General features: G+C 53.9%; 10 protein-coding genes. 7 read left to right on the top strand and 3 right to left on the bottom strand.

Annotated elements, in window-relative coordinates:
- Nucleotides 1-110: 110 nt before the first annotated feature.
- The 4 genes from ubiG (at nucleotide 111) to yfaE (ending at nucleotide 4,959) form a co-directional block, all read left to right on the top strand.
- Nucleotides 111-839, top strand: a complete 729-nt coding sequence (gene ubiG, locus L2097_RS01715; protein ID WP_047369483.1) for a bifunctional 2-polyprenyl-6-hydroxyphenol methylase/3-demethylubiquinol 3-O-methyltransferase UbiG — start codon at nucleotides 111-113, stop codon at nucleotides 837-839.
- Between the two features lie 345 nt (nucleotides 840-1,184).
- Complete coding sequence (gene nrdA / locus L2097_RS01710; protein ID WP_047369482.1) at nucleotides 1,185-3,470, top strand: class 1a ribonucleoside-diphosphate reductase subunit alpha; 2,286 nt, start codon at nucleotides 1,185-1,187, stop codon at nucleotides 3,468-3,470.
- Between the two features lie 104 nt (nucleotides 3,471-3,574).
- Nucleotides 3,575-4,705, top strand: a complete 1,131-nt coding sequence (gene nrdB, locus L2097_RS01705) for a class Ia ribonucleoside-diphosphate reductase subunit beta (protein ID WP_039079918.1) — start codon at nucleotides 3,575-3,577, stop codon at nucleotides 4,703-4,705.
- Nucleotides 4,705-4,959: a class I ribonucleotide reductase maintenance protein YfaE gene (gene yfaE / locus L2097_RS01700; RefSeq protein WP_250351999.1), complete on the top strand. Its 255-nt coding sequence runs from the start codon at nucleotides 4,705-4,707 to the stop codon at nucleotides 4,957-4,959. Before nrdB ends, yfaE begins: the two co-directional genes overlap by 1 nt.
- Before the next feature lie 29 nt (nucleotides 4,960-4,988).
- Here yfaE and glpT read toward each other — a convergent pair whose 3' ends face one another.
- Complete coding sequence (glpT, locus tag L2097_RS01695; RefSeq protein WP_047369480.1) at nucleotides 4,989-6,341, bottom strand: glycerol-3-phosphate transporter; 1,353 nt, start codon at nucleotides 6,339-6,341, stop codon at nucleotides 4,989-4,991.
- A gap of 274 nt (nucleotides 6,342-6,615) precedes the next feature.
- Here glpT and glpA point away from each other — a divergent pair, with 274 nt between their 5' ends.
- Genes glpA through glpC form a run of 3 tightly spaced genes read left to right on the top strand, consistent with a single transcriptional unit; the run spans nucleotide 6,616 to nucleotide 10,671 of the window.
- A complete protein-coding gene (glpA, locus tag L2097_RS01690; RefSeq protein WP_085005399.1) occupies nucleotides 6,616-8,238 on the top strand; it encodes an anaerobic glycerol-3-phosphate dehydrogenase subunit A in 1,623 nt (540 codons plus the stop codon).
- Complete coding sequence (gene glpB, locus L2097_RS01685; RefSeq protein ID WP_250351998.1) at nucleotides 8,228-9,484, top strand: glycerol-3-phosphate dehydrogenase subunit GlpB; 1,257 nt, start codon at nucleotides 8,228-8,230, stop codon at nucleotides 9,482-9,484. The genes glpA and glpB overlap by 11 nt, the downstream gene beginning before the upstream one ends.
- Nucleotides 9,481-10,671, top strand: coding sequence for an anaerobic glycerol-3-phosphate dehydrogenase subunit GlpC (gene glpC, locus L2097_RS01680; RefSeq protein ID WP_250351997.1), 1,191 nt, complete (start codon nucleotides 9,481-9,483; stop codon nucleotides 10,669-10,671). Before glpB ends, glpC begins: the two co-directional genes overlap by 4 nt.
- Nucleotides 10,672-10,709: 38 nt before the next feature.
- Here the strand turns inward: glpC and yfaU are convergent, their stop codons facing one another.
- Nucleotides 10,710-11,516 (bottom strand): 2-keto-3-deoxy-L-rhamnonate aldolase, encoded by an 807-nt coding sequence (gene yfaU, locus L2097_RS01675; protein ID WP_085005376.1) that lies wholly within the window; start codon nucleotides 11,514-11,516, stop codon nucleotides 10,710-10,712.
- 15 nt (nucleotides 11,517-11,531) lie between these two features.
- On the bottom strand, nucleotides 11,532-12,821 hold the full coding sequence (locus tag L2097_RS01670) for an MFS transporter (protein ID WP_047369476.1): 1,290 nt from the start codon (nucleotides 12,819-12,821) through the stop codon (nucleotides 11,532-11,534).
- Nucleotides 12,822-12,831 lie beyond the last annotated feature (10 nt).

The raw sequence follows: 12,831 nt of genomic DNA, 5'->3' as shown, positions 1-12,831 counted from the left end.
TAACACAACCGTAATGAATCAGGTAAACGGAAAGACCCCGCAGGGCGCTTTATTAGCGCCAGCAGACTGTTATACTCATCCGTCTTGCTAAAAAAGGAGTACCTATCCCCATGAATGCCGAAAAAACGTCGGTTGCTCAAAACGTTGACCAGGCTGAAATCGCCAAATTTGAAGCGGTTGCCTCTCGCTGGTGGGATCTGGAAGGCGAATTCAAACCTCTTCATCGCATCAATCCGTTACGCCTGGGCTATATTGCAGAGCGTGCTGACGGCCTGTTTGGCAAGAATGTACTGGATGTCGGTTGCGGCGGCGGCATTCTGGCGGAGAGCATGGCGCGCGAAGGGGCGACGGTCACCGGACTGGATATGGGCTTCGAACCGCTGCAGGTGGCCAGGCTACATGCTCTGGAGTCAGGTATTCGCGTCGAATACGTTCAAGAGACCGTCGAAGACCACGCCGATAAACATCCACAGCAATATGATGTCGTCACCTGCATGGAGATGCTGGAGCACGTACCGGACCCACAATCGGTAGTCAACGCCTGCGCGCGGTTGGTCAAACCCGGCGGCCACGTCTTCTTCTCGACGATTAACCGTAACGGCAAAGCCTGGTTGATGGCGGTGGTTGGCGCCGAGTATGTGCTTAAAATGGTGCCCAAAGGCACCCACGACGTGAAGAAATTTATCAAACCCGCAGAACTGCTCGGTTGGGTGAATCAGGCCGGTTTACAGGAGCGTCATATCACGGGTCTGCATTATAACCCGCTGCTTAATGCCTTTAAGCTCGCCCCCGGCGTGGATGTTAATTACATGTTACATACAAAAGCAAAAAACGTCTGACGTCATTCACTATTCTTATAAAGATTGCGCTACATCATGTCGCGCGATCTTCCCTTCCCGATGAAGAAATCAGCGTTTGATCAAATTTTCATTTTTTTTTGCGAAATATTGACATCCCCGCCAGGCCTTATGCGACGTGGACTTAGCGTTTATCACTCTTTTGCAACCTCAATTTAACGTCAAAATCAACTCTTGTACTCAAAAGAATCCTTACTAGAATACTCACCATATAGCGTTTCTCTTATCTTAAACCCCCAACATATAGTATTTATCCACAGAGTTAGTCACAACGCGGTTCTGTGGATAATTGGGGGATATTTTTATTCACGGACAGGTAAATTTCACATGAATCAGAGTCTGCTGGTGACAAAGCGTGATGGTGGTACTGAACGCATCAATCTCGACAAAATTCATCGGGTGCTGGATTGGGCGGCAGAGGGGCTGAGTAATGTATCCATCTCTCAGGTGGAACTGCGTTCCCATATCCAGTTCTACGATGGCATCAAAACATCCGATATTCACGAGACCATTATCAAAGCTGCTGCGGACCTGATTTCCCGCGATGCGCCTGACTACCAGTACCTCGCCGCACGCCTGGCCATCTTCCATCTGCGTAAAAAAGCCTACGGCCAGTTCGAGCCGCCAGCGCTGTATGACCACGTGGTAAAAATGGTGGAACTTGGCAAATACGACACGCATCTGCTGGAAGACTACACGGAAGAAGAGTTCAAGCAGATGGACGGGTTTATCGACCACTGGCGCGATATGAATTTTTCCTACGCGGCCGTTAAGCAGCTCGAAGGCAAATACCTGGTTCAGAACCGTGTTACCGGCGAAATCTACGAGAGCGCGCAGTTCCTCTATATCCTGGTGGCTGCCTGCCTGTTCTCAGGATATCCGCGCGAAACGCGACTGAGTTACGTGAAGCGCTTCTATGATGCGGTCTCCACGTTCAAAATTTCACTGCCGACGCCGATTATGTCCGGTGTGCGTACCCCGACGCGTCAGTTCAGCTCTTGCGTGCTGATCGAGTGCGGCGACAGCCTGGACTCCATCAATGCTACTTCCAGCGCCATTGTGAAATATGTTTCCCAGCGTGCCGGTATCGGCATCAACGCGGGTCGTATTCGTGCGCTGGGTAGCCCGATTCGCGGCGGCGAAGCATTCCATACCGGCTGTATCCCGTTCTACAAACACTTCCAGACCGCGGTAAAATCCTGCTCTCAGGGCGGTGTGCGTGGTGGCGCGGCGACCCTGTTCTACCCAATGTGGCATCTGGAAGTTGAAAGCCTGCTGGTGCTGAAAAACAACCGTGGCGTGGAAGGTAACCGCGTACGTCACATGGACTACGGCGTACAGATCAACAAACTGATGTACACTCGCCTGCTGAAAGGTGAAGAGATTACCCTGTTCAGCCCGTCTGATGTCCCGGGTCTGTATGACGCCTTCTTCGCCGATCAGGATGAGTTCGAGCGTCTGTACACCAAATATGAGAAAGACGACAGCATCCGTAAACAGCGCGTGAAAGCCGTTGAGCTGTTCTCGCTGATGATGCAGGAACGCGCCTCTACCGGTCGTATCTACATCCAGAACGTTGACCACTGCAATACCCACAGCCCGTTTGACCCGGTGGTTGCGCCAGTGCGCCAGTCTAACCTGTGCCTGGAAATCGCCCTGCCGACTAAACCGCTGGACGATGTGAACGACGAAAACGGCGAAATCGCGCTCTGTACGCTGTCTGCTTTTAACCTGGGTGCGATTTCTGACCTGAATGAGCTGGAAGAGCTGGCGGTACTGGCGGTGCGTGCGCTGGACGCCCTGCTTGATTACCAGGACTACCCGATTCCGGCAGCAAAACGTGGCGCAATGGGCCGCCGTACGCTGGGTATCGGCGTGATTAACTTCGCTTACTGGCTGGCGAAAAACGGCAAACGTTACTCCGATGGCAGCGCCAACAACCTGACGCACAAAACGTTCGAAGCAATCCAGTACTACCTGCTGAAAGCGTCGAACGAACTGGCGAAAGAGCAAGGCGCGTGTCCGTGGTTTAACGAAACCACCTATTCCAAAGGCATTATGCCTATTGATACCTACAAAAAAGACCTGGACGGTATCACCAGCGAACCGCTGCACTACGACTGGGACGCTCTGCGTGAATCGGTGAAAACGTACGGTCTGCGTAACTCCACGCTGTCTGCGCTGATGCCGTCGGAGACCTCATCGCAGATCTCCAATGCCACGAATGGTATTGAGCCGCCGCGCGGTCATGTAAGCATCAAGGCGTCGAAAGACGGTATTCTGCGCCAGGTAGTGCCGGATTATGAGCTGCTGAAAGATAATTATGAGCTGCTGTGGGAGATGCCGAACAATGACGGTTATCTGCAACTGGTTGGCATCATGCAGAAATTTATCGACCAGTCGATCTCTGCAAATACCAACTACGACCCGTCACGTTTCCCGTCAGGAAAAGTGCCGATGCAGCAATTGCTGAAAGACTTGCTCACCGCCTATAAATTTGGCGTGAAGACCCTGTACTATCAAAACACCCGCGACGGTGCGGAAGATGCACAGGATGATCTGGTGCCGTCCATTCAGGATGATGGCTGCGAAAGCGGCGCATGTAAGATTTAATAAATCCCCTCCCCTAACCCTCTCCCATAGGGAGAGGGAACTCTTTCCCCCTCTCCCTGTGGGAGAGGGCCGGGGTGAGGGAAATCACACCACAGGACACACTCATGGCATACACCACCTTTTCACAGACGAAAAACGACCAGCTCAAAGAGCCAATGTTCTTCGGCCAGCCGGTCAACGTGGCCCGCTACGATCAGCAAAAATATGACATCTTTGAAAAGCTGATTGAAAAGCAACTCTCCTTTTTCTGGCGTCCGGAAGAAGTTGACGTTTCCCGCGACCGTATTGATTATCAGGCGTTGCCGGAACACGAAAAACACATTTTCATCAGCAACCTGAAATACCAGACCCTGCTGGACTCTATTCAGGGGCGTAGCCCGAACGTGGCGCTGTTACCGCTAATTTCGATCCCGGAACTGGAAACCTGGGTTGAAACCTGGGCGTTTTCAGAAACGATCCATTCGCGCTCTTACACCCACATCATCCGTAATATCGTCAACGATCCGGCGATTGTGTTTGACGATATCGTCACCAACGAGCAGATCCAGAAACGTGCCGAGGGCATCTCTGCCTATTACGATGAGCTGATTGAACTGACCAGCTACTGGCATTTACTGGGCGAGGGTACCCATACTGTCAACGGCAAAACCGTGACCGTAAATCTGCGTGAGCTGAAAAAGAAACTGTATCTGTGCCTGATGAGCGTTAACGCGCTGGAAGCTATCCGTTTCTACGTCAGCTTTGCCTGCTCTTTCGCTTTCGCGGAGCGCGAATTGATGGAAGGCAACGCTAAAATCATCCGCCTGATTGCACGCGATGAAGCGCTGCACCTGACCGGCACGCAGCACATGCTGAACCTGTTGCGTTCGGGTAGCGATGATCCGGAAATGGCCGAGATTGCCGAAGAGTGCAAACAGGAGTGTTATGACCTGTTCGTCCAGGCGGCTCAGCAGGAGAAAGAGTGGGCAGAGTATCTGTTCCGCGACGGCTCCATGATCGGCCTGAATAAAGATATCCTGTGGCAATATATTGAGTACATCACCAATATTCGCATGCAGGCGGTCGGCCTGGACTTGCCATTCCAGACCCGATCTAACCCGATTCCGTGGATCAATACCTGGCTGGTCTCCGATAACGTCCAGGTCGCTCCGCAGGAAGTGGAGGTCAGCTCTTATCTGGTTGGCCAGATTGACGCTGAGGTCGATACCGACGACTTGAGTAACTTCCAGCTCTGATGACACGCGTAACCTTGCGTCTGACAGGCACACAGGTGTTGTGCAAGGAAGAACACCCTTCTCTGCTGGTGGCGCTGGAATCACAGCGCGTAACGGTGGAATACCAGTGTCGCGAAGGTTACTGCGGATCCTGCCGCTGTCGCCTGGTCGCAGGCCAGGTAGACTGGCTGACCGAGCCGCTGGCGTTCATCCAGCCCGACGAAATATTACCCTGCTGCTGCAAAGCCAAAGGGGATATCGAGATTGAAATGTAAAAGGGCCGCAAGCGGCCCTTTTTATTGTCTTACCGGCGTTTAGCCGCGACTTCTGCGTGATGTTTGCGTTCGCCTATCATCACGACAATCAGCAAAAGTACCGCCAGAATACTGCCGCCAATCATCACCATAAAGCCGCCGTCCCAGCCGAAGAAATCGACGGTGTAACCGACAATCGCGCTGGCCGCCACCGACCCGCCAAGATAGCCGAATAAACCGGTGAAACCCGCCGCCGTACCGGCCGCTTTTTTCGGTGCCAGCTCAAGCGCATGCAGGCCAATCAGCATTACCGGACCGTAGATCAGGAAGCCAATAACAATCATGCACAGCATATCTATGGTCGGATTACCCGCCGGGTTTAACCAGTAGATGATCGTGGCAATGGTGACCAGCGTCATAAAGAAGACGCCGGTGGCGCCACGATTACCTTTAAACACTTTGTCAGACATCCAGCCGCAAATCAGCGTACCGGGGATGCCGGCATATTCATAAAAGAAATAGGCCCAGGAGGATTTATCCAGTGCGAAATGCTTCACTTCTTTCAGGTAGGTGGGCGACCAGTCCAGAATGCCGTAGCGCAGGAGATAAACGAACACGTTGGCGATGGCGATATACCACAGCAGGCGGTTCGGGAAGACGTACTGCATAAAGATTTGCTTCGCCGTCAGCTCCTCTTCCGCCTTTTCACTGTAATCGTCCGGGTAGTCGTTTTTATACTCTTCAATCGGCGGTAAGCCGCAGGACTGGGGAGTATCACGCATCATGGCGAACGCGAAGATTGCAACAATGATTGCCCCAAACGCAGGCATATACAGCGCCGCCCGCCAGTCGTTAAACCATGCCATACCCAGCAGGAACAATAAGGGAGGAATACCACCGCCCACGTTGTGCGCACAGTTCCATACAGACACTATCCCGCCACGCTCTTTTTGCGACCACCAGTGCACCATGGTACGTCCGCACGGTGGCCACCCCATCCCCTGGAACCAGCCACACAAAAACAACAGCACAAACATAATGGCAATGCTCGATGTCGCCCACGGGACAAATCCCATGAACAACATGACTGCCGCCGCCAGAATCAGGCCGGCGGGCAGAAAAACGCGCGGATTCGAACGATCCGACACGGACCCCATGATGAATTTTGAGAAGCCATAGGCAATGGAGATCCCCGACAGGGCAAATCCTAAATCGCCTCGCGAAAAGCCCTGTTCGACGAGGTAAGGCATGGCCAGCGCAAAGTTTTTGCGCACCAGATAATAGGCCGCATAGCCAAAGAAAATACCCAGAAAAATCTGCCAGCGCAGACGACGATAAACCGGGTCAATGCGCTCCTCAGGAAGTCTTTCTCGGTGGGATTCTGGCCGGAAAATACTCAACATATACGCCTCCGTGGCAGGGTTTTATCATTATAAATAACTGCAATGAGTGAAAACGAAACCATGATTTCGTTTTCAACGCTTTTACCCGGCAAATTCTAACGACAAAAGGCGATTTGTCGCACCTTATGTTACATATTTATGACAAAGCTCCACTTTCAGACATAAAACAGCCCTGGTTATTTTCGTTTTTTGCTCGAATATGCGCGATATCAAACAATCCATAGCAACAGTGTGGCTAAATGTTTCCATGGAATCCCGCTCGGAAGACGAAGAAATGGCTAACTCAAACGATTACGATGTCATCATCATCGGCGGTGGCGCGACCGGGGCAGGCATCGCCCGCGACTGTGCATTGCGCGGCCTGCGCGTGGTGCTGCTTGAACGCCATGACATTGCGACAGGCGCCACTGGCCGCAATCATGGTTTATTGCACAGCGGTGCGCGTTATGCAGTGACCGATAACGAATCCGCCCGGGAATGTATTGCAGAAAACCAAATCCTCAAGCGTATCGCTCGCCACTGTATTGAGCCTACAGACGGCTTATTTATCACCCTGCCGGAAGACGATCTGGCTTACCAGCCAGTCTTTATTGACGCCTGTCAGCGCGCGGGGATTAACGCGCAGGCCATTACGCCAGAGGAAGCGCGGCGCATGGAACCCAGCGTTAACCCGGCACTGACGGGCGCTGTTCGTGTTCCCGATGGCACCGTGGATCCTTTTCGCCTGACCGCCAGCAATATGCTTGATGCGCGTGAGCATGGCGCCACAATCCTGACAGGTCACGAAGTCTGCGGGTTAGTCCGCCAGGGCGACAGGGTTACTGGCGTACAATTGATGCACCCACAAACGCATGAGCTTTATCACCTGCATGCTCCTGTCGTGGTCAATGCCGCCGGGATCTGGGGCCAGCGCATCGCGGAGTATGCGGATTTACGTATTCGCATGTTCCCGGCCAAGGGCGCCCTGCTGATACTTGACCATCGTATCAACCAACATGTGATAAACCGCTGCCGTAAGCCGGCAGATGCCGACATCCTCGTGCCAGGCGATACCATTTCCCTGATTGGCACCACCTCCACCCATATCGACTATAAGGATATTGACAACATCCGGGTGACGCCCGAAGAGGTCGATATTCTGCTGCGTGAGGGGGAAAAGCTGGCGCCGGTGATGGCGCAAACCCGTATCCTGCGCGCCTATGCGGGCGTCCGCCCTTTGGTTGCCAGCGATGATGACCCGACAGGACGTAACGTCAGTCGCGGTATTGTGCTGCTTGACCATGCCCAACGCGACGGCATGGAAGGTTTTATCACCATTACTGGCGGCAAGCTGATGACTTATCGTCTGATGGCGGAATGGGCCACCGATGCCGTCTGCCGTAAGCTCGGTCACAGCACCCCCTGCATCACTGCGACAACGCCGTTGCCGGGCTCACAACAGCCTACAGAACAGGCGCTGAAAAAAATAATCTCACTGCCGGTGCCGCTACGTGGCTCGGCCATTTATCGCCATGGCGATCGCACGCCAGCTTCACTGGGCAGCGATCGCCACAGCCGTAGTCTGGTATGCGAATGCGAAGCCGTCACCGCCGGGGAAGTTCAATACGCCGTTGAAAACCTCAATGTTAACTCCCTGCTGGATCTGCGCCGCCGCACCCGCGTGGGCATGGGCACATGTCAGGGTGAGTTGTGCGCCTGTCGCGCTGCAGGCTTGCTGCACAGCATGCGGGTGACCAATGAAACAGAGTCTCTTAGCCAGCTTTCAGCATTCCTGAATGAGCGCTGGAAAGGCATCAAACCTGTCGCCTGGGGAGATGCACTACGAGAAAGTGAATTTACACGTTGGGTCTATCAAGGACTGTGCGGGCTGGAAAAGGAGCCAACAGATGAAATTTGATACGGTTATTATCGGCGGCGGCCTCGCCGGATTACTCTGCGGTATTCGATTGAGCGAAAAGGGTCAACGCTGTGCTATTGTCAGCCGCGGTCAGAGCGCACTCAATTTCTCCTCCGGCTCACTGGATTTGCTCTCCCGGCTTCCGGACGGGCAAGCGGTCAGCGACCTCACCGCCGGGGTGGATGCGTTGCAGCGTATGCAAAGCGAACATCCTTATGCCTTACTGGGTGCTGAAAAGGTACGCCACTATGCAAAAATGACCCAGACCATGCTGGCCGACTGCGGCCTGACGCTTAAAGGTGAGGCAGACACGCCACATATGCGTGTCACCCCGCTGGGAACGTTCCGCCAGGCCTGGCTAAGCCCTGATGAAATTCCTCTCCAGCCGACAAAAGATATCGCCATCGGGGTGGTCGGTATTTGTGGATTTCTCGATTTCCAGCCGCAACTGGCTGCCGCATCACTGAGAAAACATGGCATGAATGCGACCGCAGAAGAGATAACGCTGCCAGTGTTAGATCGTGTGCGGGATAACCCGAGTGAATTTCGCGCCGTCAATATCGCCCGCGTACTGGATGTGGCAGAGAATTTTGATGAGCTGTATCGCGCGCTGTTGCCGTTAAGCCGTCAGTACGATGTGCTCTACTTTCCGGCCTGTATTGGCCTGCAGGACAGCACCGTCTTTACGCGCCTCAATCAGCAGCTCTCGTGCCCACTGCGTTTGTTGCCTACCCTGCCGCCGTCGGTTCCCGGCACCCGCATGCAATCACGCCTGCAGCAACGCTTTATCCAGAGCGGAGGTACATGGATGCCTGGCGATGAGGTGATCCGCGCTGATATGGAGAAGGGGCGCGTGACCCAACTGTGGACGCGCAAGCACGAAGATATTCCGCTACGTCCCCGCCATGTGGTGCTCGCCAGCGGCAGTTTTTTTAATAATGGTTTAATTGCCGAACGCGATCGCATCCGGGAAACCATTTTTGACCTCGACGTATTACAAAGCCCCGGACGGGAAAGCTGGTATCGCGACAATGTCTTTGATGCCCAGCCGTGGCAACAGTTTGGCGTGATCACTGACGCAACGCTACACGCTCAGCGCCAGGGCGCGATACTGGATAACCTGTATGTGGTGGGCTCTGTATTAGGCGGTTTTGATGCCGTTGCTCAGGGGTGTGGCGGTGGCGTTTGTGCGGTTACCGCGCTGTATGCCGCAGAACAAATTTGTGCCCGGGGAGAGCTGAAATGACCACGACTCAATTTGAAAGCTGTATCAAATGCACCGTCTGCACTACCGTCTGCCCTGTCAGTGCGGTCAATCCGGCCTACCCTGGTCCGAAACAGGCGGGGCCTGATGGTGAACGTTTACGTCTTAAGGATCCGGCGCTGTTTGATGAGGCGCTGAAATACTGCACCAACTGTAAACGGTGTGAAACGGCGTGCCCGTCTGGCGTGAAGATTGGCGATATTATTCAGCGCGCGCGTTCACAATATGCCGTCAATCCGCCTTCTTTACGTAATGCCATCCTGAGCCATACGGATTTGATGGGGTCGTTATCCACGCCATTCGCGCCACTGGTCAATACCGCCACGTCACTTAAGCCCGTTCGCCAGTTGCTTGATAAAGCGCTGAAAATCGATCATCACCGGACACTGCCAAAATATTCTCATGGCACGTTCCGCCGCTGGTACCGCTCCGTTGCCGACAAGCAGAAAGCGTTTGACCAGCAGGTGGCGTTTTTTCATGGCTGCTATGTGAATTACAACCATCCGCAATTGGGTAAAGACCTGTTGCAGGTGCTGAACGCGATGGGAATCGGTGTGCAACTGTTACGCCAGGAAAAATGCTGCGGGGTGCCGCTGATCGCCAATGGCTATTTTGCCAAAGCGAAAAAGCAGGCAGAATTTAATATTCGGGCGTTGCAACAGAGCATTACAGGTGACGGCATTCCGGTGATTGCCACCTCCTCAACGTGCACCTTCACGCTGCGTGATGAATATCCGCATCTGCTGGACGTGGACAATCATCAGTTACGCCCGCATATCGACCTGGCAACGCGTTGGATCTGGCGCAAACTGGAAGAAGGCAATACGCTCAAGCTCAAGGCATTGCCATTGAAGGTGGTTTATCACACACCATGCCATATGGAGAAAATGGGCTGGACGCACTACACCCTGGATCTGCTGCGACGGATTCCCGGGCTGGAACTTACCGTACTGGATTCACGTTGCTGCGGGATTGCGGGGACGTACGGATTTAAGCGTGAAAACTACCCCACCTCGCAGGCCATTGGCGAACCACTGTTCCGCCAGATTGAGGCCAGCGGCGCGGATTTGGTCATCACGGATTGTGAAACCTGTAAATGGCAGGTGGAAATGTCCACCAGCCTTCGCTGTGAACACCCTATCACCTTACTGGCGCAGGCTCTGTGCTAAATGGTTAGCCCGCCGGAACCATTCCGGCGGGCCGAGAGTTAATAACTGCCCTTCATGACCGAAGGCGTTACCGCTTTAAATAACGCCAGACGTTGATCCAGCGCGCCGGTATAAAGCATGGTGTCCACACCAACCGCCACGAAGTTAGCTCCCCACTCCAGTACTTTCTTTGCCATAAGTGGATCGACCGCCAGAAAACCTGCCGCTTTCCCGGCGTCACGTATTTGCGTAATGGCCTGTTGAATGGCGCGTTGCACTACAGGATGAGCACTGTTGTCAGGATAGCCTAATGACGCAGAGAGATCAGCCGGGCCGATAAATACCCCATCGATACCCTCAACATGCAAAATGGCATCAAGATTATCCAGCGCCGCTTTGCTTTCAACCTGAATCAATAAGCACAACTCTTCATTAGCGCGGGCCATATAATTTTCGACCCGACCCCAGCGGGCGGCGCGCGCAACACTCGCCCCCACGCCACGAACGCCTTGCGGCGGGTAACGCGTGGCGGCCACGATATCCTGTGCCTGTTCTGCACTCTCCACCATGGGAATTAACAATGTACGGGCGCCAATATCAAGCACCTGTTTGATAAGAACACGGCTCCCCTCAACGGGCCGAATAACGGCCTGGCTGGCGTACGGCGCAATGGCCTGCAATTGTTGATAGAGATCCTGGATGGTATTCGGCGCATGTTCGCCATCAATCAGTAACCAGTCATACCCGGAGGTCGCTGCAATCTCAGCCATATACGATGTGGTGGAACTCAACCACAAACCAATCTGCGTTTCACCTTTTAGCAAACCTGCCTTGAACGGGTTGGATAAAATCGGATCCGTTGTCATTTCGCTTCCTTTTGGTCATGAATGCACGCTGTTCGAATGGGAAACAGGGCGTTTCACATTCAGGGTTAAAATGATCAGCGCGCCGGCAATCGCCACGCTGGCAAGGGTCAGAAGCCCGGCAGCACCACTGGCAAACAGGGTTTCGGCTTTCACACGGATGATGGGGGCCAGAAATCCGCCGACCGCGCCAAACAAATTCACAAAGCCAATACCTGCCGCCAGCGCCGTTCCGGACAAAAGCTGCGTGGGCATGGTCCAGAAAACCGGCTGCACGGCAATAAACCCCACCGCCGCAACGCATAAGGCAAGAATGGCCAACACCGGAGAGACCAGCCCGGACACGCCAATGCCGATACCCGCGGCTAACAAGGTCAGCGCGGCGATATTACGGCGTTCGCCTGTTTTGTCGGAGTAACGCGGAATCAGCCAGGTACCAAACAGCGCGGCGATCCACGGGATAGCCGTCACCACCGAGGCGGTGAATCCCACTTTTGTTCCCAACAACGCAGCCACCTGCGTTGGCAGGAAAAAGATCAGCCCATAAACCGCCACCTGGATAGTCAGGTAAATGAAAGCCAGTTGCCATACGCGACCATTACGCAACGCGTCGCTCAGGCGTGACGTCACTTTACTTTCCTCTTCGCTGGCCAGTTGAGCCTCAAGCACGGCCTTCTCTTGCGACGTGAGAAACCGCGCCTGAGCGGGCGTGTCGTCCAGCCAGAAGAAGGTAAAAATACCGGCGGTAACGGCAAGCAAGCCTTCTATCAGGAACATCCAGAACCATCCCGGATGCCCCATAAAACCATGCATTTCCAGTAATGCGCCGGACAGCGGTGAACCCAGCGTCAAAGCTAATGGCGCCCCCATGTAAAAAAGCCCCATGATGCTGGCGCGATTGCGCTGCGGGAACCACTGCGAGGTAAGGTAAATCATGCCCGGGAAAAAGCCGGCTTCTGCCGCCCCCAGCAGCGTGCGAACCACCAAAAACCTGGTTTCGGTATCGGCCCAGGCCATCGCCGCGGAGAGAAAGCCCCATACCAGCGTCGTCCCGCCAATCCAGTAACGTGCGCCGAATTTGCGCATCAACAGATTAGCCGGCACGCCGAGGAAGGCGTATACAACAAAAAAGATACCCGCACCGAGTGCATAGGCTTCGTTACTCAGACCGGTGTCTATCTGATACGTCTCTTTTGCAAAACCGATATTCGAACGATCGAGAAATGCCAGAACATATAACATCAACATAAAAGGGATTAAACGGGCGCGGTTTTTCTTTACCACGCTATCCAATAAGCTGGTATTCATTGTGACGACC

This window comes from Citrobacter sp. MNAZ 1397 (assembly GCF_023613995.1).
In the GTDB taxonomy this organism is placed as follows: domain Bacteria; phylum Pseudomonadota; class Gammaproteobacteria; order Enterobacterales; family Enterobacteriaceae; genus Phytobacter; species Phytobacter ursingii.
Note: the sequence above shows the minus strand (reverse complement) of the source record. Positions and strands in the feature narration are given on the sequence as shown.

Excerpts from the sequence above, each read along its gene's own strand:
- ubiG (WP_047369483.1), top strand. The coding sequence starts at position 111 with ATGAATGCCGAAAAAACGTCGGTTGCTCAAAACGTTGACCAGGCTGAA.
- nrdA (WP_047369482.1), top strand. The coding sequence starts at position 1,185 with ATGAATCAGAGTCTGCTGGTGACAAAGCGTGATGGTGGTACTGAACGC.
- nrdB (WP_039079918.1), top strand. The coding sequence starts at position 3,575 with ATGGCATACACCACCTTTTCACAGACGAAAAACGACCAGCTCAAAGAG.
- yfaE (WP_250351999.1), top strand. The coding sequence starts at position 4,705 with ATGACACGCGTAACCTTGCGTCTGACAGGCACACAGGTGTTGTGCAAG.
- glpT (WP_047369480.1), bottom strand. The coding sequence starts at position 6,341 with ATGTTGAGTATTTTCCGGCCAGAATCCCACCGAGAAAGACTTCCTGAG.
- glpA (WP_085005399.1), top strand. The coding sequence starts at position 6,616 with ATGGCTAACTCAAACGATTACGATGTCATCATCATCGGCGGTGGCGCG.
- glpB (WP_250351998.1), top strand. The coding sequence starts at position 8,228 with ATGAAATTTGATACGGTTATTATCGGCGGCGGCCTCGCCGGATTACTC.
- glpC (WP_250351997.1), top strand. The coding sequence starts at position 9,481 with ATGACCACGACTCAATTTGAAAGCTGTATCAAATGCACCGTCTGCACT.
- yfaU (WP_085005376.1), bottom strand. The coding sequence starts at position 11,516 with ATGACAACGGATCCGATTTTATCCAACCCGTTCAAGGCAGGTTTGCTA.
- L2097_RS01670 (WP_047369476.1), bottom strand. The coding sequence starts at position 12,821 with ATGAATACCAGCTTATTGGATAGCGTGGTAAAGAAAAACCGCGCCCGT.